This is a genomic window from Streptomyces sp. NPDC094032 (assembly GCF_040303965.1).
GTDB lineage: Bacteria > Actinomycetota > Actinomycetes > Streptomycetales > Streptomycetaceae > Streptomyces.
This window is the reverse complement of record NZ_JBEOUE010000002.1, coordinates 607,243-630,261: the sequence shown is the minus strand read 5'-3', so window position 1 is coordinate 630,261 and position 23,019 is coordinate 607,243. Positions and strand designations below refer to the sequence as shown.

Here is a 23,019-nt window from a genome sequence, read left to right as displayed (position 1 = left end):
ATGGACGGCACGGACGAGGCCCCCGGCGGCCCCCCGAAGCGCCGCTGGGGCCGGGTGGCCGGCGCCGCCGGTCTCGTCCTCGCGCTCGCCGCGAGCGGCGGCGCCTGGATCGCCGCCTCCCAGGCCCGTACGCCGGAGCAGCGCGCCTCCTCGGCCGCCGCGCCGCCGCGCTCCAGCGTCACCGTGCCCGCCGAGGCCGGCCCCCTGGTCGACCGCAAGCGCTGGGACGGCACCCTGACCCGCAGCAGCACCCTCACCGTGAAGGGCCCGGAGTCCGGCGCGGGCGCCGCCCGGCAGGTCGTCACCCGGCTCTCCCTGAAACCCGGGCAGCGGCTGGCGAACGGGGCCGTGGCCGCGGAGGTCTCGGGCCGTCCGCTCTTCCTCCTGGAGGGCGCCTTCCCCGCCTACCGCGACCTCGCCGAGGGCATGGAGGGCCCCGACGTACGCCAGCTCCAGCAGGCCCTGGAGGGGTTGTACGGGACCCCCGTGACGGGCAGCTTCGACGACCGGACGGCCCGGGACCTCAAGCGGCTGTACCGCGCGGCGGGCTACCGGGCGCAGTTGGGGCCGGAGGGCGGGAGCGGCGGCTCCGCCACGGACGGCGGGACCTCGGGCGGCAAGGCGGCCACGGACGGCGGCACCGGCGAGGGCAAGGCGCAGGGCGGCACCAACTCGTCCGCGCCGCCGCCCCAGGCCCGTACCGTCGTCACCCTCCCCATGTCCGAGGTGACGTACCTGGGCGCGCTCCCCGCCGTCGTCGGCGACGTGCCGGGCCGGGTGGGCATGAGCGCCGCCGAGCCGCTGTTCACCGTCACCGGCGGCCACTGGCAGGTCAAGGTCCCCGTCACCGACCTGGACCTGCCCGACCTGACCGCGCTGCCGCGCGGCGCTCGCGCCGAGGCGTACGGCGACGGAGCCGGGCTCGGCAAGGGGCGGCTCCAGGGCTCGTACGACCGGCTGAGCACCGGCTCCACCGCGCGGACCGCCTACTTCGACATCGGCGGGCGCGTCCCCGACGGCGCGCTCGGCAGCTCCGTCACGGTCGAGGTGGTCCGGCGCACCAGCCCGCCGGACGCACTCGTCGTGCCGGTCTCCGCCCTGTGGACCGACCCCGCGGGCGTGGTCTCGGTGACCGTCCTCCAGGGCGACCGGCGCCGGCACGTGCCCGTCGAGGTGGCCCTCACCGTCGGCGGCCGGGCAGCGGTCACCTTCACGGACCCCGCCCTCAAGGCCGGGGCGCCGCTGCTCGTCGGCTACGCGTACCGGGAGGCCGGCCTTGGCTGACGCCCTCTCGCCCGACGAGCGGCGGGTGGTGATCTCCATGGCGGAGGTCTCCAAGACGTACCCGGCGGCCCGCCCGGTGACCGCGCTGGTCGACGCCACCCTGGAGATCAGCACCGGCGAGATGGTGGCCATCACCGGCCCCTCCGGCTCCGGGAAGTCGACCCTGCTCAACATCCTCGGCCTGCTCGACACCGCCACCGGCGGGCGGTACGCGATGGACGGCGTCGACGTCCGCACGCTCGGCGAGCGCGAGCGGACCCGGCTGCGGGCCACCCGGCTCGGCTTCGTCTTCCAGTCCTTCCACCTCGTGCCGTACCTGAGCTGTCTGCGCAATGTGCAGCTGCCGCTCGTGCACACCCGCCACCCGCGCAACGAGCGGCGGGAGCTGGCCGAGCGGGCGCTGCGCTCGGTCGGCCTCGGGCACCGGATCGCGGCCCGGCCGACCACGCTCTCCGGCGGCGAACGCCAGCGGGTCGCGCTCGCCAGGGCCGTCGTGCACCAGCCGTCGGTCCTGCTCTGCGACGAGCCCACCGGCAACCTGGACTCGGCCAACACCGGCCAGGTGATGGACCTGCTGCGCGCCCTGGTCACCCCCGAGCGGACGGTGGTCGTCGTCACCCACGAACGGGACGTGGCCGAACGGGCCGACCGGGAGCTGCGGGTCGTGGACGGCCGCGTTGTCGGCTGACCGGCGGCGGCGACGCGGTAGAAGATCCCCCCGGACCGGCACGGCCTTCGCGGACATCGCCGTCCAGGCCGTGTACGCCGTGCTCGGGCGCCGGCTGCGCTCGCTGCTCACCGTCCTCGGGATCGCCCTCGGCATCGCCGCGGCCCTCGCCACCACCGGCATCACGGCGAGCGCGGCGGACGCCGTCTCCGGCCGCTTCGACGCGCTCAAGGCGACCGCCGTGACCGTCCGCTTCCCCAACGAGGCCGCCCGGCCCGGCGCCGCCGCGATCACCCGGGCCAGGAAGCTCAACGGGGTACGGTCGGCCGGCTTCCTCTGCGTCGCGGACGAGCGGCCCTCGGTCTCGGCGCTCGACCCCCGCTTCGACCGGGCCACCCCGCAGGAGCTGCGGGTGCTGGCCGCCGACGACGGGGCGCTCGCCGCCCTCGGGGTGACCGCCCGCTCCGGACGGCTGCCGGACGCCGGGCACATCGCCCGCGGGGACGCCGTCGCCGTCGTGGACACCGTCGCCGCCAAGGCCCTCGGCCTGGACGCCCTGCTCGAACAGGACCCGGAGGCCGCCCCCGCCGTCTACCTCGCGGGCCGCCCCTTCACCGTGATCGGCACCTTCCGCGCCCCGACCGGCGAGACCCGGCTCACCGGCAGTGTCGTCGTCCCGTACGCGGACTGCGCGGGCGACGGCGGCGTGCTGGCCCGCCCCCAGCCGGCGTCGGGCGCGGACGCCGCCGGCAAGGAGGGCGGGCGGCTGGTCTTCGGCTCCACCGAGGCCGTGCTGCGCACCGAGCTCGGCGCCGCCCAGCAGGTCGGTCTCGAAGCCCCGCTCGCGCTGCGCCCCGAGGGCCCCGACCGGCTGGCCGCGATCGTCCCCGCCGACCTGGGCAGCTTCCGGGGCGGCGTGGAGAGCGAGACCCGGGCGCTGTTCCTTGGCCTTGCGGGGGTGTCGCTGCTGATCGGCGCGCTGGGCGTCAGCAACACCACGTACGTCTCGGTCGTCGAGCGCCGGTCCGAGATCGGGCTGCGCCGGGCGGTCGGCGCGGGCCGGGCGGCGGTCTCGGCGCAGTTCCTCGTGGAGTGCGGGCTGCTCGGCCTGGTCGGCGGGGTGCTCGGCACGGCGGTCGGCGTGGACGTGACGGCGGGGACCGCCCTCGCCAAGGGCTGGCTCGTGGTCCTGGACCCGCGCCTCACGGTGGCGGGGCCGCTCCTTGGGCTCGCGGTGGGGATGCTGGCGGGGGTCTATCCGGCCCTCGCGGCGGCCCGGGTGGCCCCGGCGGAGACGCTGCGGGGCTGAGGGGCGCGTACGACGGAGGGCCCGCCGGTACGCATGTGCGTACCGGCGGGCCCTCCGTACGGGATCAGTGTCCGCACAGGATCAGTGGAAGAAGTGGCGCGTGCCGGTGAAGTACATCGTCACGCCGGCCTTCGCCGCGGCCTCGACCACCTGCTCGTCGCGGACCGAACCGCCGGGCTGCACGACCGCCTTCACGCCCGCGGCCGTGAGGATCTCCAGGCCGTCCGGGAACGGGAAGAACGCGTCGGAGGCGGCGTACGCGCCGCGCGCCCGCTCCTCGCCGGCCCGCTCGACGGCCAGCTTCGCGGAGTCGACGCGGTTGACCTGGCCCATGCCGACGCCGACCGAGGCGCCGTCCTTGGCGAGCAGGATCGCGTTGGACTTGACCGCGCGGCAGGCCTTCCAGGCGAAGGCGAGCTCGGCGAGCTCCTCGGCGGAGAGCGCCTCCCCGGTGGCGAGCGTCCAGTTCGCCGGGTCGTCGCCCGGGGCCTGGAGGCGGTCGGTGACCTGGAGCAGGGCACCGCCGTCGACGGGCTTGACCTCGACCGGGTTGGCCGGGGCGCCCTCGGCGCGCAGCACGCGGATGTTCTTCTTCTTGGCCAGCACCTCGACCGCGCCGTCCTCGTACGCCGGGGCGACGATGACCTCGGTGAAGATCTCGGCGACCTGCTCGGCCATCGCGACCGACACCGGGCGGTTCACGGCGATGACACCGCCGAACGCGGAGAGCGGGTCGCAGGCGTGCGCCTTGCGGTGCGCCTCGGCGACGTCGGCGCCGACCGCGATGCCGCACGGGTTGGCGTGCTTGATGATCGCGACGCACGGCTCGGCGTGGTCGTACGCGGCCCGGCGCGCGGCGTCGGTGTCCGTGTAGTTGTTGTAGGACATCTCCTTGCCGTGCAGCTGCTCGGCCTCGGCGAGGCCGCCCGTGCCGTCGACGTAGAGCGCGGCGCCCTGGTGCGGGTTCTCGCCGTAGCGCAGGACGTTCTTACGGGCGTAGGTGGCGCCCAGGAAGTCCGGGAAGCCGGAGTCGTCGGCGGCGGAGTAGTCGTCGGCGAACCAGGCGGCGACGGCCACGTCGTACGCGGCGGTGTGCTGGAAGGCCTGCGCGGCGAAGCGCTTGCGCTGGGCCAGCGTGAAGCCACCCTCCTTGACCGCGTCGAGGACCGCGGCGTAGGCGCCGGGCTCGGTGACGATGGCCACCGACGGGTGGTTCTTGGCGGCGGCGCGGACCATGGAGGGGCCGCCGATGTCGATCTGCTCGACGCACTCGTCCGGCGTGGCGCCGGAGGCGACGGTCTCGCGGAACGGGTACAGGTTCACGACGACCAGGTCGAAGGGCTCGACACCCAGCTCGGCCAGCTGCTCGCGGTGCGACTCCAGGCGCAGGTCGGCGAGGATGCCGGCGTGCACGCGCGGGTGCAGGGTCTTGACGCGGCCGTCCAGGCACTCGGGGAAGCCGGTCAGCTCCTCGACCTTGGTGACCGGGACGCCGGCCGCGGCGATCTTGGCGGCGGTGGAGCCGGTGGAGACGAGCTCGACCCCGGCCTGGTGCAGTCCGAGGGCCAGCTCTTCGAGCCCCGTCTTGTCGTAGACGCTGACCAGCGCGCGGCGGATGGGCTTAACGGTGTCGTTCACCGACATGAACCTTTCGTCCCTCAATGCTGTAGCCGTTGCGGGCGAGACGCCCCACGACCTCGACGAGCAGCGAGCGCTCGACGTCCTTGATGCGCTCGTGGAGCGCGGCCTCATCGTCCTCGTCCCGCACCTCGACCACGCCCTGGGCGATGATCGGGCCGGTGTCGACGCCGTCGTCGACGAAGTGGACGGTGCATCCGGTGACCTTCGCCCCGTAGGCGAGGGCGTCGCGCACCCCGTGGGCACCGGGAAAACTGGGGAGCAGCGCCGGGTGGGTGTTCACCACGCGGCCGCCGAAGCGGGCGAGGAACTCCTTGCCGACGATCTTCATGAAACCGGCCGAGACGACCAGGTCCGGCTCGTACGCCGCCGTGGCCTCGGTGAGTGCCCGGTCCCACTCCTCGCGGCTGCCGTGGTCCTTGACCCGGCAGACGAAGGTGGGCAGCCCGGCGCGCTCGGCCCGCTCCAGACCGGCGATCCCGTCCCGGTCGGCCCCGACGGCGACGACCTCGGCGCCGTACCCCTGGGGATCGGCGGCGATGGCGTCGAGCAGGGCCTGGAGGTTCGTGCCGGAGCCGGAGACCAGGACGACGAGGCGGGCGGCAGCCACTGGGTCACTCTTTCCGTGGTGTTTGTGCGGTCGTACGAACGAATCGCATCCCGCGATACGGGGAACCCTACGAAGGGCTCGGCCGTCAGCAACGATACCGGCACACCGGACGGCCCCCACGGGACGGGGGCGGGGCCGGGAGGTAGCGTCAGGGTCCGACGACAGACAACGGCCGAGTCACCGCCACGCCACAGCAGGCCACACCCGCGCACGACAGACAGAGGGAAGACGTCCAGCACATGCCGGATCGCCAGTCCACGAACGACAACAACCCGTTCGCGCCGCCGCCGGAGGGACAGCCGGACCAGCCGTGGCAGCCGCGGCGCCCAGAGGGCACGGAGGGTTCCCAGGGTTCAGGGAACGGTCCGGCGTCCGGTCCCGGCTGGAGCAGCAGCCAGCCGGGACGTTCCTCCGACGGCTTCGGCCGCCGCCCCGAGCAGCCCTCGGGCGGGCAGGGCGGCGGACCGGGCGGACCCGAGGGCGGCCAGGGCCCCGGCCTGCGCTGGGACCCGACCGACCCGGCGCAGCGGCGGGCCCGGTACGCGGTGCTCTCGGGCATGTGGGCGTTCTTCTTCGCGGTCTTCGGCATCCACGAGCTGGCCCTGCTGCTCGGCGCCCTCGGTCTGTACTGGGCGATCAGCGGCCTGCGCGCGCGGGTGAAGGCGCCGGAGGCCACCGACGGCCCGCCGACCCCCGCCCAGGTCGCGGCGGCCGCGGGTGCGGCCCGCTCGAAGCGGACGGCGGCGATCAGCGGTCTTGTCGCGTCCGCGGTGGCCCTGGCGATCGTCGCCGCCGGCTTCACGATGCACCTCGTCTACCGGGACTTCTACCAGTGCCGCGACGACGCCCTGACCAAGCAGGCCGAGCTGTCCTGCAACGACCTGCTGCCGAAGCCGCTCCAGGACACCTTCGGGGTGCGGGAGTAGGTCAGGGGGCGGAGCCCCCCTCCATGTCCTTCTCCGGGGTCTGGCCGAGTGCCGGGGCCGGGCGCGCGGGGAGCCCCGCCGGGGGCTCCCAGGCGGCGGGCAGGAAGCCGTACGCGTCGTCGCCCGCGCCCTCGTCGAGGGCGTCGAGGGCTTCCAGGGCGTCCAGGGCGGCGAGCGCGCCCAGCGGGGGCGCCGGGGCCGCCAGGGCGGGGGTGCCCTCCTCCGGGGTGACGGCCTCCTCCGTGGCTCCGGTGGTGCCCGTGGCCTGGGTCTCCGGCGCCGGTTCCGCCGGTACGGGCAGGGGCAGGAACGCGAGGACCGCCGCCCCGGCCGCGAGCGGCACGCCCTTGGACGCGTCCTTGACCGTCGCCCGGGCCGCGAGCGGCACGCCCTTGGACGCGTCCTTGGCCGTCGCCCGGGGCCCGCGACCGCGCAGCCCCCAGGCCCGTACCGCGAGTGCCGTCGGTACGCCGAGGGCCGAGCCCCACAGCACCGCCGCCGCGCCCGCCTGCCACCACACCGGGCCGAAGGCGGCGAGCCGCCCGGGGCCGAGCGGGCCGCCGGCCGCCGCCGCGAGCAGGGCCACGGCCGCCCCGCACGCCCAGGAGGCGACGAGCGCGGCCTGGACCGCCTCCCGGGCCGCCCAGGCGCGGGAAGCGCGGCCCACCCGGTGCCCGAGCAGCAGCGTGGCGGCGACCGGGACCGCCGCGGCCGTCCAGTGCAGCCACATGCCCCGGCCCTCGGCGGGCAGCGCGGCGAGCAGCGGGAAGTCGGGCAGGGCGGGGGTCCCGGCGAAGCCGAGCGGGGTCACCAGGGCGCCCGTACCCACCGAGAAGCCGGGGCCCAGGCCGTACGCGGCGCCCCACACGACGGCGTTCGGCAGCAGCGCGAGGACCAGCAGCAGGAGGGCCACCCGGCCGGACCACTCCCCCGCGAGGCCGTTGAGGGAGGCCTGGGCGTCACCGGCGTGCCAGAGCAGCGAGGCCGCCGCGAGCACCGCCCCGCCGCCCAGCAGGACGGTCAGCGCGAGCCCGGCGGCGCGCAGCGCCACGACGGTCTCCGCGCGGCCCGGCAGCGGCCTGCCGTGCGCGGTCCAGGCGCCCGCGGCGGCCGCAGCCGGCACGGACAGCGGCGTCCAGACCCCGGCGGTGAGCAGGTCGGCGGGCAGCGCCCCGCTCTCGGTGTAGACCACGACCACGGCCGCGACCAGCAGATATCCCCCCGACACGGCGGCCACGGCCCCCGCGATGGAGGGCACGGGCCGCCCGTCGTCGGGGTCGAGGGTGTCCCGGGCGGCGCGGTGCGCGAGCCACAGCGGCAGGACCGTGAGCAGCAGCGGGGTGACGCCGAGGGGGGCGGGGAGCCCGCTGGTCGTGTCGGTGCGGATCAGGTCGGCGCCGTGGGCCAGCAGCCAGAGTCCGGCGGCGGTGTGCAGGGCCCCGCCGGGGCCGCTGTCCGGGAACGGGGAGGCGATCCAGAGCGCCGTCACCAGGACGGCGAACGCGCCGAGCCCGAGGCCCGCGGCAACCCCTCCGCGCACGAAGGCGGTCACCAGAACGGCGGTACGGGCCCCCTGGACCGGGGCGCCGGGCGACAACGGAGGGCGGTGCTCGGTCACGTGCGTCACGGGGCCCATGCTGCCAGCGACACGCGGTTTGCCCCCGTAACAGGCGAATGGCCGTTGTGTCGCTCAATATACGTTTATGCACTTTTCCGCCCAGAGCTGCACCGGCTGCACCGCGGGAGGTCGACACCGATGAGCCCCACGAGTCCGACCGCTTCGCTGCCCTCCCCCAAGGAGCGGCGGCGCCTTCGCGAGGCCCTCTCCTTGAGCGAGGAGCAGGTCGCGGAGGCCATGGGGGTCACCCGCGCCACCGTCCGCTCCTGGGAGACCGGCCGCAGCGCCCCCAGAGGCCGCAAGCGCGAGGCGTACGCGAAGCTGCTCGGCGTGTACGAGGAGCCCAAGGCGCCCCGTACGGAGAAGCCCGCCCGGCCGGCCCCCGCCGCCACCCGCCCCCGCCCGGCCGCCAAGGGGCCGGCCCGGCCGCCGAAGGCGCCGGGGGCGAAGGGCGCCGAGGCGCCCGGGGCCCGGCAGGAGCGGCTGAAACCGGTCTTGGAGCGGGTCTCGGAGCGGGTCCCGGCGCGTGAGCCGGTGGCTGCCGTCGAGCCGGTGCCTGAGCCGGTCCCTGAGCCGGTGGCTGCCATGGGTGAGCCGGTCGCCGACACCGAGCCGCTCCCCGCCGACGCCGGGCTCACGCCCGAGCAGGCCTTCGACGAGCTGTACGCGTACGCCGCGCCCGGCCTCGTCCACCAGACCTACCTGCTCACCGGCCGCCGCGGCCTCTCCCGCGAGGCCGTCGAGCACGCCTTCCACCACGCCTGGCAGCACTGGCCCGAGGTCGCGGTGGACCGCGATCCGGTGGGCTGGGTGCGCGCCGCCGCGTACGAGTACGCGCTCTCCCCCTGGCACCGCTTCCGGCGCCGCCACCGGCACCCGGACTCCGCGCCGACCGAGGCCTCCCGGCGCGCGCTGCTCATGGCGCTCCTCGAACTGCCGCCCCCGTACCGCCGGACCGTCCTGCTCTACGACGGGCTCGGGCTCGACCTGCCCGAGACGGCGGCGGAGACCGAGGCCAGCACCCCGGCGGCCGGGAACCGGCTGCTGCACGCCCGTACCGTCCTCGGGCAGCGGGTCCCCGGTCTGGACGACCCCGAGGCCCTGCAACGGCGGCTGAGCGCCCTCGTCGCGGAGGCGCCGACGGCGACCCTGCCTGCGGCGCGCAGCGTGCGGACCGGCAGCGAGCGGCGGACCCGGATGCTGACCCGGGCCGTCTTCGGGGTGACCGCGGCGCTGATCGGCGTCACGGCCTTCACCGTGTCGACCGCGCCGACCCACTACATCCCGGTGAACGCGCCCGGCGAGATCGTCGAGGGCGTCCCGGTCCGCGGCGGGCCGCAGAAGCTGCGCCCCGAGGACAAGGAGCTGCGCGACCGGCTGCGCGCCGAGCCGAACCCCGGCCCGGAGCGTCTCGTCCCCCGGGCGGAGTAACGCCGTACGAGAAACGAGCGGGCCCCGCCCCCACCCGGTGTTCCGGGAGGGGCGGGGCCCGCTCGTACGTCAGTCGCTAAGAGCGCCTGAAGCCACTGTCGGTCGCTGTTCAGCCCGCGAGGATCGCGCGCGCCAGCTTGGCCGTCTCGGTCGGGGTCTTGCCGACCTTGACGCCCGCGGCCTCCAGGGCCTCCTTCTTCGCCTGGGCGGTGCCGGAGGAGCCGGAGACGATGGCGCCGGCGTGGCCCATGGTCTTGCCCTCGGGCGCGGTGAAGCCCGCGACGTAGCCGACGACCGGCTTGGTGACGTTGGCCTTGATGAAGTCGGCCGCACGCTCCTCGGCGTCGCCGCCGATCTCGCCGATCATGACGATCAGGTCGGTCTCCGGGTCGGCCTCGAAGGCCGCCAGGGCGTCGATGTGCGTGGTGCCGATGACCGGGTCGCCACCGATGCCGACGGCGGAGGAGAAGCCGAGGTCACGGAGCTCGTACATCATCTGGTACGTCAGCGTGCCGGACTTCGAGACCAGGCCGATGCGGCCCGGCTTCGTGATGTCGCCCGGGATGATGCCGGCGTTGGACTGGCCCGGGGTGATGAGACCGGGGCAGTTCGGGCCGATGAGGCGGGTCTTGCCGCCCTTCTCCACGGCGTACGCGTAGAACGCGGCCGAGTCGTGGACGGCGATGCCCTCGGTGATGACCACGGCGAGCGGGATCTCGGCGTCGATCGCCTCGACCACGGCGGCCTTGGCGAAGGCCGGCGGGACGAAGAGGACCGAGACGTTGGCGCCGGTCTCCTTCATCGCCTCGGCGACGGTGCCGAAGACCGGGATCTCGGTGCCGTCGAAGTCGACGGAGGTGCCGGCCTTGCGCGGGTTCACGCCACCGACGATGTTGGTGCCGTCACCCAGCATGAGCTTGGTGTGCTTCATGCCCGTGGCACCGGTCATGCCCTGGACGATGACCTTGCTGTCCTTGTTGAGGAAGATAGCCATGGCTGTGTCCTCGTCCCTTACTTCGCAGCCGCGAGCTCGGCGGCCTTGTCGGCCGCGCCATCCATGGTGTCCACGCGCTGCACCAGCGGGTGGTTGGCGTCCGACAGGATCTTGCGACCCAGCTCGGCGTTGTTGCCGTCGAGGCGCACGACCAGCGGCTTGGTGACCTCTTCGCCCTTGGTCTTGAGGAGCTCCAGGGCCTGGACGATGCCGTTGGCGACCTCGTCACAGGCGGTGATGCCACCGAAGACGTTGACGAACACGGACTTGACGTCCGAGTCGCCCAGGATGATCTCCAGGCCGTTCGCCATGACCTCGGCGGAGGCGCCGCCACCGATGTCGAGGAAGTTGGCCGGCTTCACGCCGCCGTGGTTCTCACCGGCGTACGCGACGACGTCCAGGGTCGACATGACCAGGCCGGCGCCGTTGCCGATGATGCCGACCTCGCCGTCCAGCTTCACGTAGTTGAGGCCCTTGGCCTTGGCGGCAGCCTCGAGCGGGTTGGCTGCGGCCTTGTCCTCGAGCGCCTCGTGCTCGGGCTGACGGAAGTCGGCGTTCTCGTCGAGCGAGACCTTGCCGTCGAGGGCCAGGATGCGCCCGTCCTTGGTCTTCACCAGCGGGTTGACCTCGACGAGGAGGGCGTCCTCGGCGACGAAGGTGTCCCACAGGGTGACCATGGCCTCGGCGACGCCCTCGGCGACCTCGGCCGGGAACTTCGCCAGCGCGACGATCTCGCGGGCCTTGGCGATGTCGACGCCCTTGTTGGAGTCGACCGGGACCTTCGCGAGGGCCTCGGGGGTCTTCTCCGCGACCTCCTCGATGTCCATGCCGCCCTGCACCGAGGCCATGGCCAGGAAGGTGCGGTTGGTGCGGTCGAGGAGGTACGAGACGTAGTACTCGGCCTCGATCTCCGGGGACAGCTCGGCGATCATCACCTTGTGGACCGTGTGGCCCTTGATGTCCATGCCCAGGATGTCCGTCGCGCGGGCGACGGCCTCGTCCGGGTTGGCGGCCAGCTTGACGCCGCCGGCCTTGCCGCGGCCGCCGACCTTCACCTGCGCCTTGACGACCGACTTTCCGCCAAGCCGCTCGGTGGCCTCGCGCGCCGCCTCAGGCGTGTCGATGACTTCACCGGCCAGCACCGGTACACCGTGCTTGGCGAAGAGGTCCCTCGCCTGGTACTCGAACAGGTCCACGCGCGTCCCTTTTCTAGATGATCGCGGTTCGTTGTCTGCGTGGGCGTGCCGCGAAGGGCAACGTGACTGCGCTGTCACTAGGGAGGCGTACACGGTGTCCGTGGACGCGGCATGTCCGTCTCGCAGGTTATCCCCGTGGGACGTTGGTCCCTAAATCGCAGATCACAACGGAGCGGTGATACGGGTCACAGAACGTAGGGGTGACGGGGCGTTCCGTGGAGGGGGCGACGGGTGCCCGGGGCCCCCTTGTGGCAGGCGGGGCGCGGGCGTTGCGCCCCTCACGGCGCGCCGGGCGGCGAGGTGAGGGGCGCGGGGACCCGACTGTGATATGGGCCTCAGTCGGGCTCCGGGCACCCGTCCGGGTGGCCCGAGCACGACGGATTCCGCACCGCCCGCCGGGACCCCGGTCAGGCCTCGGGTATCGGAAGCGGGCGCTTCTCCAGGGCGGCGGCCATGATCTCCGGGAAGAGGTCGGGGGTGCAGGCGAAGGCGGGGGCGCCGAGCGCGGCGAGCGCGGCGGCGTGCTCGCGGTCGTAGGCGGGCGCGCCCTCGTCGGAGAGGGCGAGCAGGCACACGAACTGCACCCCGGAGGCCTTCATCGCGGCGACCCGCTTCAGCATCTCGTCGCGGATGCCGCCCTCGTAGAGATCGCTGATGAGGACGACGACGGTGTCGGCGGGGCGGGTGATCCTCGACTGGCAGTAGGCGAGCGCCCGGTTGATGTCCGTGCCGCCGCCGAGCTGGGTGCCGAAGAGGACGTCGACGGGGTCGTCGAGCTGGTCGGTGAGGTCGACGACGGAGGTGTCGAAGACGACCAGGCGGGTGGCGATGGCGCGCATGGAGGCGAGAACGGCGCCGAAGACGGAGGCGTAGACGACGGAGGCGGCCATGGAGCCGGACTGGTCGATGCAGAGGACGACCTCCTTCTTGACCGACTGCGCGGCCCGGCCGTAGCCGACGAGCCGTTCGGGGACGACCGTGCGGTGTTCGGGGAGGTAGTTCTTGAGGTTGGCGCGGATGGTGCGGTCCCAGTCGATGTCCCGGTGGCGGGGCCGGCTGATCCGGGCGGAGCGGTCCAGCGCGCCGGTGAGGGTGGCACGGGTGCGGGTGGCGAGCCGCCGCTCCAGGTCGTCGACGACCTTGCGGACGACGGCCCGCGCGGTGTCCTTGGTGGTCTCCGGCATCGCCTTGTTGAGGGAGAGCAGGGTGCCGACGAGGTGGACGTCCGCCTCGACGGCCTCCAGCATCTCGGGCTCCAGGAGGAGCGCGGCGAGGCCGAGCCGCTCGATCGCGTCGCGCTGCATGACCTGGACGACGGAGCTGGGGAAGTACGTCCGGATGTCGCCGAGCCAGCGGGCGACGGAGGGCGCGGAGCCGCCGAGCCCCGCCGAGCGCTCCCGGTCGCCGTCGGTCTTCCGCCGGTCGTAGAGCGCGGTGAGGGCGCCGTCCATGGCGGCGTCGGTGCCGGTGAGGGCGTGGCCGGTGCCGTCGGCCGCGCCGCCGCCGAGGACGAGCCGCCAGCGGCGCAGGCGCTCGTCGTCGGGCCGCTGCCGGTCGGGGGTGGGCGTCATACGGGGGCCTCCGTGCCGAGGATGAGGTGCAGCAGGGGCAGGACGCCGTCGGCGCGCTCCTGGTCGGGGGCGGCGGCGAAGCCGGGCGTCACGACGGTGGCCCGCGCGGGGCCGCCGGCCGCGGGGCCACGGGCGACGAGCTCGCCGAGGGTACGGCGCACCCCGGGCTCGTACGCCGCGAAGGTACGGCGCAGCAGGGGCAGCACGTCGGTGAACGCGTCGGCCGGTACGGACCCGAGCCACCCGTCGATGAGCCCGAGCAGCCGCTCATCATGCACGAGCAGCAGCCCACCCCCGGAGGCCCCGCCGACGAACCCCTCGATCCAGGCGGCGGCATCGGCAGGCGGCGCACCAGCCGAAAGCGCGAGCCCCATGAGCCGAGCCGCCTCCCCCTCCGCGACCCGCCCCTCGTCGAGCAGCAGCCGCACGGCCCGCCCCCGCAACACCCCGGGCACCCGCTCCCGCCCGGCGATCCGCCGCAGGACGCCGACCCAGCGCTCGACGAGGGGGGTGCCGGTGGGGCGGGGGGCGTCGGGCTGCCCGCTATCCGGCCCGGGCCCCGGCAGGAGGCCGATCGCCGTGTGGACGTCGTCCAGGTGGGCGCGCATCTCGGTGGCCGCGTCCGGGTCGAGGCCGGCGCAGGCGGGTGGGAGGCCGACGCATATGCGTTCGGCGAGGCCTGCGGCGACCTCGCGGAGGGCGGTGGTGTCGGTGGCGCGTACGTCGCCGTAGCGCAGGGAGCGGGCGAGGGCGGGCAGGGCCTGGGCGAGGTGGGCGACGTCGGTGTCGAGCGCGGCGCGGTCGGCGAGCGCCCCGAGGACGGCGGGCAGCGCGTCGGCGAGCCCGGCGAGCAGGCACTGCTCGGCGAGGGCGGTGAGGGCGGCGAGGTCCCGCGCGGCGACGGCCCGGGCCTCGGCCCTGGCGGTGGCGGCGGACTCGACGGTCGTGCCCCACACGCCCGCCTCGGCGACCTGCACGTGCAGCTCGGGCTCCCAGCTCAGCCGCCAGCTCTCCCGGAAGGTGCCGGTGGAGGCGCGCCCGGCGGCGGGGGCGCCCCAGTCGACGCCGAGCAGCCGCAGCCGGTGGAGCAGCCGGCTGCGGGCGGCGTCGTTCTCCTTGCGGAGGTCGAGCTCCAGCTCGCGCCGCTCCGCCTCGGGCTTGAGGCGCAGGCCGCGCTGGAGCCGGGCGAGGTCGCGCTGGAGCGGCACGGCGGGGGCGCCGTCCGGGACGGCGCCGAGGACGTCTCCGACGACGAGCCGGTCGCGGATCAGGTCGAGGGGGACGTCGGAGCCGTCGCACATCACGGCCCGCACCGCGTCGGTGGTCTCGCCGAGCCCGGCGAGCGGACGCCCGCGCATCGCGGCGAGGGTGTCGGCGAGCCGGACGGCCTCGATGACATGGGCGGAGGAGACCGGCAGGTCCTCGGCCCGCAGCAGCCCGGCGACCTTGGTCATCCACCGTTCGAGCGGCCGGTCGGGCGCGCTGAACAGATGCCCGTACCATCCGGGCGCGTCGATCCCCGCGCCGTAGCCGGAGCGCCGGGCGAGCCGGCGGTGGGTCCAGGGCACCCAGGTCAGCTCGGTCCTGACCTTGGGCAGGCCCTTGAGCAGGGCCCGGTCGGCGGTGACGGTGGTCGCCCGGCGCAGCGCGGGCACGTGCCAGGCGCCGCAGACGACGGCGACGTCGTCACCGAACTCCTTGCGCGCCGCGCGCAGTTGCAGCCGCATGTACGCCTCGCGCACCACGTCGCGCGGGTGCCCGCCGTGTCCGTACGCCTCGCGCAGGGCGCCCATCGCCTCGGCGAGGGCGTCGAAGGGCGCGAACGGGTCGGCGGAGCCGCGCAGTTCGACCACGTCCTCCCACCAGCGCTCGGCGTCGTCGTATCCGGCGGCACGGGCGAGCTCGGCGACGGGGTCGACGCGCAGCCCCTGGCTCCGGCCCTCGTCCTCCGTGGCCGGTTCGGTGGCGGCGAGGGTGTGGGCGGCGGGCAGGTCGACGAAGCGGACCTCGGCCCCGTGGCCGAGGGCCCAGCGGAGGGCGACCCACTCGGGCGAGAACTCGGCCATCGGCCAGAAGGCCGCGCGCCCCGGGTCGTCCACGGCGTGCGCGAGCAGCGCGACGGGCGGCCGCATCCCCTCGTCCGCGGCGAGCGCGACGAGGGCGTCCGCCTCGGGCGGCCCCTCGATCAGGACGGCCTTGGGCCGCCCCGCCTCCAGGGCGGCGGCCACGGCCCGCGCGGAGCCGGGCCCGTGGTGCCGCACCCCGAGCAGGAGGGGCCCGGCGGCGGGCCCCGCCGGGGCGTCCGGGCCCGCCGTGGCGCCGGATCGGGTCACGCCGTCACCTCGCGGCAGGCGCGGTAGAAGTCCTTCCAGCCGTCTCTCTCGCGGACGACCGTCTCCAGATACTCCTGCCAGACGACCCGGTCGGCGGCCGGGTCGCGGACGACCGCGCCGAGGAGTCCGGCGGCGACGTCGGCGGAGCGCAGCACGCCGTCGCCGAAGTGGGCGGCGAGGGCGAGACCGCTGGTGACGACGGAGATCGCCTCGGCCGTGGACAGGGTCCCCGAGGGGGACTTGAGCTTGGTGCGCCCGTCGGTGGTCACCCCGTCGCGCAGCTCGCGGAAGACGGTGACGACCCGGCGGATCTCCTCGACGCCCTCGGGCACGGCCGGCAGGTCGAGCGAGCGCCCGATCTGGTCGACCCGGCGGGCCACGATGTCGACCTCGGCGTCGGGGGTGGCGGGCAGCGGCAGCACGACGGTGTTGAAGCGGCGGCGCAGGGCGCTGGAGAGCTCGTTGACGCCCCGGTCGCGGTCGTTGGCGGTGGCGATCAGGTTGAAGCCGCCGACGGCCTGCACCTCCTGGCCCAGCTCGGGGATCGGCAGGGTCTTCTCGGAGAGCACCGTGATGAGGGTGTCCTGCACGTCGGCGGGGATGCGGGTGAGCTCCTCGACCCGGGCGGTCATGCCCTGGGCCATGGCGCGCATGACGGGGCTGGGCACGAGCGCGTCGCGGCTGGGGCCGTGGGCGAGCAGCTGCGCGTAGTTCCAGCCGTACCGGATGGCTTCCTCGGGCGTGCCGGCGGTGCCCTGGACGAGCAGGGTCGAGTCGCCGCTGACGGCGGCGGCCAGGTGCTCGGAGACCCAGGTCTTGGCGGTGCCGGGCACGCCGAGCAGGAGCAGGGCCCGGTCGGTGGCGAGGGTGGTGACGGCGACCTCGACGATGCGGCGCGGGCCGACGTACTTCGGCGTGATGACGGTGCCGTCGGGCAGTGTGCCGCCGAGGAGATAGGTGGCGACGGCCCACGGCGAGAGCCGCCAGCGGGTGGGGCGCGGCCGGTCGTCGGCGGCGGCGAGCGCGGCGAGCTCGTCCGCGAACGCGTCCTCGGCGTGCGGCCGCAGCACCTCGGTGCTCGGGGTGGTTTCGGGCAGGGTCATGGGTCCCCCTCCAGATCGTTCGACCTGCTGTGCGAACCACGGTGCACCATGCCACTGACAATCGGCCCCGGCCGGCGAACCGGCCGGGAAAAGCGCAGGTGGCGGCGTTTGTCAGTGGAGAGTCGTACGGTCGGTCACATGGACGAACAGGGGGCGCTCTGGACGGCTGATCAGGTGCTGGCACTGGCTCCTGACGAGGCCTCACGCAGAGCGGGAAGCAAGCTGGGCACGGCCGGCCCGTGGTCCGGCGCGGGCAGCGGCGGCCAAGGGGCCGTCTGGGGCCTGTGCAAGGGCAGCGGCAGCACGCCGTACCGGACGGTCGTGGACACCACGGGCCCGGCGTACCAGTGCAGTTGCCCGAGCCGGAAGTTCCCGTGCAAGCACGCGCTGGGTCTGCTGCTGCTCTGGACCGGCGGCGGCATACCGGCGGGCCCGGGCCGCGCCGAGGCGCCGGAGTGGGCCGAGAAGTGGCTCGCGGGCCGTCGCGACCGGGCGCGGCCGACCGGACCCGCGCCGGAGCCGGGCCCGGCCGACCCGGCGGCGGCGCGCCGCCGCGCCGAGCGGCGGGCGGACCGGATCAGCGCGGGGGCACGGGAGTTGGAGCAGCGTCTGGCCGATCTGCTGCGCGGCGGGCTCGCCGCGGCGGAGCGGTCGGGGGCCGGGCTGTGGGAGGAGACCGCGGCCCGCATGGTCGACGCGCAGGCGCCCGGCCTCGCGGGCCGGGTGCGGGAGCTGGGGGCGATAGCGGGCTCGGGTCCCGGCTGGCCGGTGCGGCTCCTGGAGGAGTGCGCGCTGACCCATCTCCTGGACCGGGCCTGGCTGTCGGCCGACCGGCTGCCCGGCCCGCTGGCGGCGACGGTGCGGACCCGGGTGGGGCTCACGGCCCCGCCGGACGGCCCGGCGCTGCGGGACCGCTGGCTGGTCCTCGCGCAGTACGACGCGGCCGACGGCAAGCTGACGACCCGGCGCGTCTGGCTGCACGGGGAGTCGAGCGGCCGCACGGCCCTGCTGCTCTCCTTCGGCGCGGCGGGCCGCGCACCGCAGCTCGCGTTCCCCGTGGGGGCGGTGCTCGACGCGGAGCTGCGGCCGTACGAGGGCGGGGGCGGGCTCCGCGCGGAGCTGGTCGAGCAGTTCGGCGCCCCGGCGCCCTCCGGTGCCCCGCCGCGCGGCGGCACGGTCGGCGCGGCCCTCACGGCGTACGGGCTCGCGCTGCGCGACGACCCGTGGCTGGACGCCTGGCCGGTGACCCTGACCGGGGTCGTACCGGCCCCCGCGGAGTACGGCTGGCAGCTGGCGGACGCCGGGGGCACGGAGCGGGAGGCCGTGCCGCTGACCCGCGCCGCCCAGGCCCGGCCGGGCCTGTGGCGCCTGGTGGCCCTGTCGGGCGGCGCGCCGCTCACGGTCTTCGGCGAGTGCGGCCACCAGGGCTTCACCCCGCTGGCCGCCTGGTCCCCGGACGCCCCTGGGGAGACGGTGCCGCTGGTCTGACGCCCGGTACCGCCCCGACCGCCCCGAACCGTCTCGGAACCCACTCGCTGGAGGAGGCCATGGTGGCCATGGACGCCTGGGAAGAGCTCGTCACGTCGGCGCTGCTGGGCACCGACCGCAGACCGCACGGAAGTGCCTCGGGGGACGCGGCGCCCGTCGCGCTGCTCGACGCCGCCGCCGTGCACACCGTACGGCGCCGGGCGGGGCTGCGGCCCGGTCCCGCCGCCGCGCCGCTGGACGCCGCGCCGGAGGACGGGCGCAGACCGCTGCCCGAGGCGGCCCGGCGCCGGCTGTCCCGGCTGCTCGCGGGCCGGGCCGCGCCCGCGCCCTCCGGGGGGCGGCGCGGGGCGGCGCCCGATCTGACGGAGCTGCTGCCGCAGTGGCTGGCCGCCGCGCACGAGCGGGGGTACCGCGCCCCGGCGGCGGCCCTGCCCGCGCTGCTCGACGCCGCCCGCGCCCGCACCGATCTGCGGCCCCAGGCGCTGGCGTTCGCCGGGCCCCGGGGGCTGTGGCTGGCCCGGCTCAACCCGGAGTGGAAGTTCGCGCTGCGCGGTGCGGGCGGGGGCGGCGCGCTGCCCGACCCGGGGGACGCGGAGGGCGTCTCGGCCCTGTGGGAGGAGGGCCTGTTCGCGGAGCGGGTGGCGCTGCTGACCGCCGTCCGGGCGCAGGATCCGGCCGCGGGCCGCGGGCTGCTGGCCGCGACGTGGGGGGCGGAGCGGGCGGAGGACCGGCTGATGTTCCTGGACTCGCTGCGCGCGGGTCTGTCCGACGCGGACGAGGAGTTCCTGGAGGCGGCCCTCGCCGACCGCAGTCGCAATGTGCGGGCCACGGCGGCCGAGCTGCTTTCGGCGCTGCCGGGCTCGGCGCTGGCCGCGCGGATGGCGGAGCGGGCCGCCTCGTGCGTCTCCCTGGACCGTACGCAGGGGGCGGCGGCGGTCGTCGTCGAGGCGCCGCACGAGTGCGACGCGGGCATGCGGCACGACGGGGTGACGGCCACGCCGCCCACGGGCCGCGGCGAGCGCTCCTGGTGGCTCGGCCAGCTCGTCGAGGCGGCGCCGCTGGGCTGCTGGCCGGCCAGGTTCGGGGGGCGCGCGCCCGAGGAGATAGTGGCGCTGCCGGTCGCCGACGACTGGCAGGGCGAGCTGCACGCGGCCTGGTGCCGGGCGGCGGTGCGGCAGCGGGACGCGGACTGGTCGCGGGCCCTGCTGGGCTCGCCGGCGGGCCCGCAGGCCACCGGCCCCGGCACGTCCTCGCTCGCGGAGCGGGCCAAGCTGCTGTCGACGCTCCCGGAGGAGGAGCGGGCGCGCTGGGTGGCCTCGTTCATCGCGGCGCACGGCCTGTCGGAGGCCTTCCAGCTGCTCGGGGTGTGCACGGTGCCGTGGTCGGCGCCGCTGGGCCGGGCGGTCGTCGACGCCCTGGACATCGCCCGGGACGCGGGCAGCTACCCGTGGAGCTTCAGCGGGGTGATGGGCCTGGCCGAGCGCTGCCTCTCCCCGGACGCCGTGCCGCAGCTCGCCGCCCTGACCGCCCTCCCGGCCGAGGCGGAGGACGCCTCCCCGGGCGCCGGCGGCTACTGGTCGGAGGCCTTCCAGCGGCTCGTGGCGACGCTGGAGCTCCGGGCGACGATGCGGGCGGAGCTGGCGGACGGCTGACGGAGGGGACGGGGGGACGGGGCCGGGCGGCGCGCCGCCCGGCCCCGTCGTACGCCGTCGTACGCCCTCGTCTTCGGCGCGGGTTACGCCGCCACGCGGACGTTCGCGTTGACCCACTCCACGATGGAGCCCGTCGTCGCGCCCGGGGTGAAGATCGCGGCGACGCCCTTCTCCTTCAGCGGCGCGATGTCGGCCTCGGGGATGATCCCGCCGCCGAAGACCTTGATGTCCTCCGCGTCGCGCTCCTTCAGGAGCTCCAGCACCTTCACGAACAGCGTGTTGTGCGCGCCCGAGAGGATCGAGAGGCCGATCGCGTCGGCGTCCTCCTGGATCGCGGTGTCCACGATCTGCTCGGGCGTCTGGTGGAGCCCGGTGTAGATGACCTCCATACCGGCGTCGCGCAGCGCCCGCGCGATCACCTTGGCCCCGCGATCGTGGCCGTCGAGACCCGGCTTGGCCACCACCACACGGATCGGACCGGTCACACCCATCAGTGCCTCCACATGCGACCCCCGCGCCTGGCCGCGGGAAAGTGAACGAACGTTATCGCCAGCATCCCGCAAGCGGCCGTTTCGCGGTGGACAGCGAGGGGGAAATCACACGTGGGACATCGTTCGCTCCGCGAGGAGCCGCCACGGGGTCGCCGTACCACCGCGCCGCCAGCCGCACGGCACGGAGGTGCGGCGCACCTTCGTCCCGGGACGGAGGCCGGCGATGGAGCTCACCCCCACCGACGTCACCGACCGGGTGAAGGCCGCCGCCCTAGAGCTCGCGGTCCTCGCCGGACACCTGGTCCTCTACCCGTCCGGACTCGTCGCCGAACGCCGTCCGCGCCGCGCCGTCTCCCCCGAGGGCCCCGCGAGCCCCAAGGGCCCCGGGACCACCGCCCCCAGCCGCCCGGTCGTCCTGCTCCACGGCTTCGCCGACAACCGCTCGGTCTTCGTGCTGCTGCGCCGCGCCCTGGCCCGGCACGGCCGCGACCGCGTCGAGTCGCTGAACTACTCCCCGCTCACCTGCGACCTGCGGACCGCCGCCGAGCTGCTCGGGCGCCGGGTGGCGGAGATCCAGGCCCGGACCGGCCACCCGGAGGTCGACCTCGTGGGCCACAGCCTGGGCGGCCTGATCGCCCGTTATTACGTACAGTGCCTCGGCGGTGACGCCCGGGTGCGCACCCTGGTCATGCTGGGCACCCCGCACTCCGGCACCACCTTCGTGCCGCTGGCCGACGCGCACCCCCTGGTGCGGCAGATGCGCCCCGGTTCGGAGGTGCTGCGCGAGCTGGCGGGGCCCGCGCCGGGGATCCGTACCCGCTTCGTGAGTTTCTGGAGCGAGCTGGACCAGGTGATGGTGCCGGTCGAGACGGCCCGCCTGGACCACCCGGACCTCCTCGTCCACAACGTGCGGGTGAGCGGCATCGGCCATCTCGCGCTGCCGGTGCATCCGACGGTCGCGGCCGGCATCCTCGACGCGCTGGACGACGGCGACCCGACCGCCGGGGCCGCGGGTGCCGCGCCCGGGACGAGCTCCGTGGCCTGACGGACCGGCCACCGGACCCGGTTCTTCGAACGTTCCTCGAACACAGAGCCAAAGCTCTCTCCGCTACCCTCCGAAAGACAGCCGATTGCCCGTTTCCTGGCGGCTCGAAACCGGGCGAAGATTGTCGGGCGCGCATACCGCCGGGTACAGTCACGCCACTGCTTGACCCCCTGCTGCCGAGGCGAGAGAGAAGTTGTTGGTGAACGACCAGCATCCCCACGCCGGGTACGTCACGGACGGCACCCAGACCACCGGGAGCTTCACCGTCGACCCACTGTTCGGCAGCTACGACGCCGGTTACGCAGCAGGTCAGAGCATGTACGACGGCGGCGGGTACGCCGAGTACACCGGCCACCCCGACCCGAACGGGTACGGCGGACACACCGGTCACACCGAGCAGAGCGGCACCTGGGACACCGGCTCCTACGCCGGGTACACCGCCACCGGCCAGTGGGACGCCACCGCGTGGAGCGAGGCCCAGCAGCCCGGCCAGTACGAGGCCGCCGCCTTCGCCTCGTACGACACCACCGGCCAGTGGACGACGCCTGGCTTCGAGACCGGCGCCTATGACATGACCGCCTGGCACCAGGGCGTGACGCCCGAGCCGGTCGTCCCCCAGCAGTACACGCCGGGCCCCGAGCACACCGCCGAGTTCGAGGCCGTCGCGTTCACCGAGCACACGGAGCACCCCGAGTACCCCGCGTACTCGGAGACCGTGCAGGTCCCCGCGTATCCGGACACCGACGCCGGGACCGACGCCGAGGCGGAGCCCGAGCTCCACGCCTTCCACGACGCCGAGACCATGATCGGCCTCGAAGTCCTCCCGGAGGCCGCCGCCGGATCCGCCGGCCGCCCCGTGCGCCGTACCTCCGGCGGCGGCAGCCGCGGCCGGCGCCGTACGCCCGCCAAGCGCTCCGCGCTCCTCACGGTCGCCGTGCCCTCCGCCTGTGTCATGGGCGTCGCCGGCATCGCCGCGGCCTCGGTCGGCGGGCTCACCGACTCCGGCGCGGACACGAAGAACGACACGACCTCCCTCGCCGCCGCCGACCCGGCCTCCGTCAAGCAGGTCGCCGCCAACAACAAGCTGGACACCCAGCTCGCCGCGCTCAGCGCCGACGCCCGCAGCTTCGGCGACCGCGCCAGCCGCACCCAGGAGCGCCTCGACCTGCGGGCGCGCCAGGAGGCGGACAAGAAGAAGCGCGAGGAGGAGGCGGCCCGCAAGGAGGCCCTGCGGCCCAAGTTCCTGCTGCCGGTCAAGCTGCACCAGCTCAGCGCGCGCTTCGGCCAGTCCGGCGTCAACTGGATGTCCGTGCACACCGGCATCGACTTCCCCGTGCAGTACGGCACGCCGGTGATGGCCGCGACCGACGGCACCGTGCGCACCCAGTGGAACAACGCCTACGGCAACATGGCGATCGTGACCATGGAGGACGGCACCGAGACCTGGTACTGCCACCTCAGCAGCACCAAGATCCGCTCGGGCAAGGTCAAGGCCGGCGAGGTCATCGCGTACTCCGGCGACTCCGGCAACTCCACCGGCCCGCACCTCCACTTCGAGGTCCGGCCGAAGGGCGGCGCGGCGATCGACCCGCTGCCCTGGCTGCTCCAGCGCGGTCTCGACCCGACCGGCTGAGCACCGTATCGCGTACGAGGAAGGGCCCCC

18 protein-coding genes are annotated in these 23,019 nt (G+C 75.1%); 9 read left to right on the top strand and 9 right to left on the bottom strand.

The genetic code is table 11. The features are described 5' to 3' along the window. The 3 genes from ABTZ54_RS06030 (at position 1) to ABTZ54_RS06020 (ending at position 3,260) form a co-directional block, all read left to right on the top strand. Positions 1-1,284: a hypothetical protein gene (locus tag ABTZ54_RS06030; RefSeq protein ID WP_351657666.1), complete on the top strand. Its 1,284-nt coding sequence runs from the start codon at positions 1-3 to the stop codon at positions 1,282-1,284. Further along, positions 1,277-1,972: an ABC transporter ATP-binding protein gene (locus ABTZ54_RS06025; RefSeq protein WP_351657663.1), complete on the top strand. Its 696-nt coding sequence runs from the start codon at positions 1,277-1,279 to the stop codon at positions 1,970-1,972. The genes ABTZ54_RS06030 and ABTZ54_RS06025 overlap by 8 nt, the downstream gene beginning before the upstream one ends. Positions 1,973-2,042: 70 nt before the next feature. Beyond that, the gene (locus ABTZ54_RS06020) at positions 2,043-3,260 is read left to right on the top strand and encodes an ABC transporter permease (protein ID WP_351657661.1); all 1,218 of its coding nucleotides are present in this window, start codon (positions 2,043-2,045) and stop codon (positions 3,258-3,260) included. Between the two features lie 81 nt (positions 3,261-3,341). Here the strand turns inward: ABTZ54_RS06020 and purH are convergent, their stop codons facing one another. Together purH and purN are read right to left on the bottom strand one after the other, a co-directional pair. Then, complete coding sequence (gene purH / locus ABTZ54_RS06015; RefSeq protein WP_351657660.1) at positions 3,342-4,904, bottom strand: bifunctional phosphoribosylaminoimidazolecarboxamide formyltransferase/IMP cyclohydrolase; 1,563 nt, start codon at positions 4,902-4,904, stop codon at positions 3,342-3,344. Further along, positions 4,882-5,508, bottom strand: a complete 627-nt coding sequence (gene purN / locus ABTZ54_RS06010) for a phosphoribosylglycinamide formyltransferase (protein WP_351657658.1) — start codon at positions 5,506-5,508, stop codon at positions 4,882-4,884. The genes purH and purN overlap by 23 nt, the downstream gene beginning before the upstream one ends. 239 nt (positions 5,509-5,747) lie before the next feature. Here purN and ABTZ54_RS06005 point away from each other — a divergent pair, with 239 nt between their 5' ends. After that, positions 5,748-6,434: a hypothetical protein gene (locus tag ABTZ54_RS06005; RefSeq protein ID WP_351657655.1), complete on the top strand. Its 687-nt coding sequence runs from the start codon at positions 5,748-5,750 to the stop codon at positions 6,432-6,434. A 1-nt stretch (position 6,435) separates the two neighbouring features. Here ABTZ54_RS06005 and ABTZ54_RS06000 read toward each other — a convergent pair whose 3' ends face one another. Further along, positions 6,436-8,070 (bottom strand): cell division protein PerM, encoded by a 1,635-nt coding sequence (locus tag ABTZ54_RS06000; RefSeq protein WP_502997184.1) that lies wholly within the window; start codon positions 8,068-8,070, stop codon positions 6,436-6,438. A gap of 120 nt (positions 8,071-8,190) precedes the next feature. On the opposite strand from ABTZ54_RS06000, the gene ABTZ54_RS05995 reads away from it, so the two are divergent. Further along, the gene (locus ABTZ54_RS05995; RefSeq protein ID WP_351657649.1) at positions 8,191-9,483 is read left to right on the top strand and encodes a sigma factor-like helix-turn-helix DNA-binding protein; all 1,293 of its coding nucleotides are present in this window, start codon (positions 8,191-8,193) and stop codon (positions 9,481-9,483) included. A 109-nt stretch (positions 9,484-9,592) separates the two neighbouring features. Here ABTZ54_RS05995 and sucD read toward each other — a convergent pair whose 3' ends face one another. The 5 genes from sucD to ABTZ54_RS05970 form a co-directional block, all read right to left on the bottom strand. Beyond that, a complete protein-coding gene (gene sucD / locus ABTZ54_RS05990; RefSeq protein ID WP_351657647.1) occupies positions 9,593-10,477 on the bottom strand; it encodes a succinate--CoA ligase subunit alpha in 885 nt (294 codons plus the stop codon). A 17-nt stretch (positions 10,478-10,494) separates the two neighbouring features. Beyond that, positions 10,495-11,673 (bottom strand): ADP-forming succinate--CoA ligase subunit beta, encoded by a 1,179-nt coding sequence (gene sucC / locus ABTZ54_RS05985; protein ID WP_351657645.1) that lies wholly within the window; start codon positions 11,671-11,673, stop codon positions 10,495-10,497. 407 nt (positions 11,674-12,080) lie between these two features. Continuing rightward, on the bottom strand, positions 12,081-13,244 hold the full coding sequence (locus ABTZ54_RS05980; RefSeq protein WP_351657642.1) for a VWA domain-containing protein: 1,164 nt from the start codon (positions 13,242-13,244) through the stop codon (positions 12,081-12,083). Further along, positions 13,241-15,577 (bottom strand): DUF5682 family protein, encoded by a 2,337-nt coding sequence (locus tag ABTZ54_RS05975; RefSeq protein ID WP_351657640.1) that lies wholly within the window; start codon positions 15,575-15,577, stop codon positions 13,241-13,243. Before ABTZ54_RS05975 ends, ABTZ54_RS05980 begins: the two co-directional genes overlap by 4 nt. Beyond that, on the bottom strand, positions 15,574-16,680 hold the full coding sequence (locus tag ABTZ54_RS05970) for an ATP-binding protein (RefSeq protein WP_351657638.1): 1,107 nt from the start codon (positions 16,678-16,680) through the stop codon (positions 15,574-15,576). The genes ABTZ54_RS05975 and ABTZ54_RS05970 overlap by 4 nt, the downstream gene beginning before the upstream one ends. Before the next feature lie 138 nt (positions 16,681-16,818). Here ABTZ54_RS05970 and ABTZ54_RS05965 point away from each other — a divergent pair, with 138 nt between their 5' ends. Together ABTZ54_RS05965 and ABTZ54_RS05960 are read left to right on the top strand one after the other, a co-directional pair. Beyond that, positions 16,819-18,168, top strand: a complete 1,350-nt coding sequence (locus tag ABTZ54_RS05965; RefSeq protein WP_351657636.1) for an SWIM zinc finger family protein — start codon at positions 16,819-16,821, stop codon at positions 18,166-18,168. 59 nt (positions 18,169-18,227) lie between these two features. After that, complete coding sequence (locus ABTZ54_RS05960) at positions 18,228-19,820, top strand: DUF5691 domain-containing protein (protein WP_351657633.1); 1,593 nt, start codon at positions 18,228-18,230, stop codon at positions 19,818-19,820. An 83-nt stretch (positions 19,821-19,903) separates the two neighbouring features. Here ABTZ54_RS05960 and icmB read toward each other — a convergent pair whose 3' ends face one another. Beyond that, the gene (gene icmB, locus ABTZ54_RS05955; protein ID WP_351657631.1) at positions 19,904-20,311 is read right to left on the bottom strand and encodes a coenzyme B12-dependent isobutyryl CoA mutase small subunit; all 408 of its coding nucleotides are present in this window, start codon (positions 20,309-20,311) and stop codon (positions 19,904-19,906) included. A gap of 223 nt (positions 20,312-20,534) precedes the next feature. On the opposite strand from icmB, the gene ABTZ54_RS05950 reads away from it, so the two are divergent. Together ABTZ54_RS05950 and ABTZ54_RS05945 are read left to right on the top strand one after the other, a co-directional pair. Further along, a complete protein-coding gene (locus tag ABTZ54_RS05950; RefSeq protein ID WP_351657629.1) occupies positions 20,535-21,356 on the top strand; it encodes an esterase/lipase family protein in 822 nt (273 codons plus the stop codon). Positions 21,357-21,555: 199 nt separating this feature from the next. Then, complete coding sequence (locus tag ABTZ54_RS05945; protein ID WP_351657627.1) at positions 21,556-22,989, top strand: M23 family metallopeptidase; 1,434 nt, start codon at positions 21,556-21,558, stop codon at positions 22,987-22,989. Positions 22,990-23,019: the final 30 nt, after the last annotated feature.

Excerpts from the sequence above, each read along its gene's own strand:
- ABTZ54_RS06030 (WP_351657666.1), top strand. The coding sequence starts at position 1 with ATGGACGGCACGGACGAGGCCCCCGGCGGCCCCCCGAAGCGCCGCTGG.
- purH (WP_351657660.1), bottom strand. The coding sequence starts at position 4,904 with ATGTCGGTGAACGACACCGTTAAGCCCATCCGCCGCGCGCTGGTCAGC.
- ABTZ54_RS06005 (WP_351657655.1), top strand. The coding sequence starts at position 5,748 with ATGCCGGATCGCCAGTCCACGAACGACAACAACCCGTTCGCGCCGCCG.
- ABTZ54_RS06000 (WP_502997184.1), bottom strand. The coding sequence starts at position 8,070 with ATGGGCCCCGTGACGCACGTGACCGAGCACCGCCCTCCGTTGTCGCCC.
- ABTZ54_RS05995 (WP_351657649.1), top strand. The coding sequence starts at position 8,191 with ATGAGCCCCACGAGTCCGACCGCTTCGCTGCCCTCCCCCAAGGAGCGG.
- sucD (WP_351657647.1), bottom strand. The coding sequence starts at position 10,477 with ATGGCTATCTTCCTCAACAAGGACAGCAAGGTCATCGTCCAGGGCATG.
- ABTZ54_RS05980 (WP_351657642.1), bottom strand. The coding sequence starts at position 13,244 with ATGACGCCCACCCCCGACCGGCAGCGGCCCGACGACGAGCGCCTGCGC.
- ABTZ54_RS05970 (WP_351657638.1), bottom strand. The coding sequence starts at position 16,680 with ATGACCCTGCCCGAAACCACCCCGAGCACCGAGGTGCTGCGGCCGCAC.
- ABTZ54_RS05965 (WP_351657636.1), top strand. The coding sequence starts at position 16,819 with ATGGACGAACAGGGGGCGCTCTGGACGGCTGATCAGGTGCTGGCACTG.
- ABTZ54_RS05960 (WP_351657633.1), top strand. The coding sequence starts at position 18,228 with ATGGTGGCCATGGACGCCTGGGAAGAGCTCGTCACGTCGGCGCTGCTG.
- icmB (WP_351657631.1), bottom strand. The coding sequence starts at position 20,311 with ATGGGTGTGACCGGTCCGATCCGTGTGGTGGTGGCCAAGCCGGGTCTC.
- ABTZ54_RS05950 (WP_351657629.1), top strand. The coding sequence starts at position 20,535 with ATGGAGCTCACCCCCACCGACGTCACCGACCGGGTGAAGGCCGCCGCC.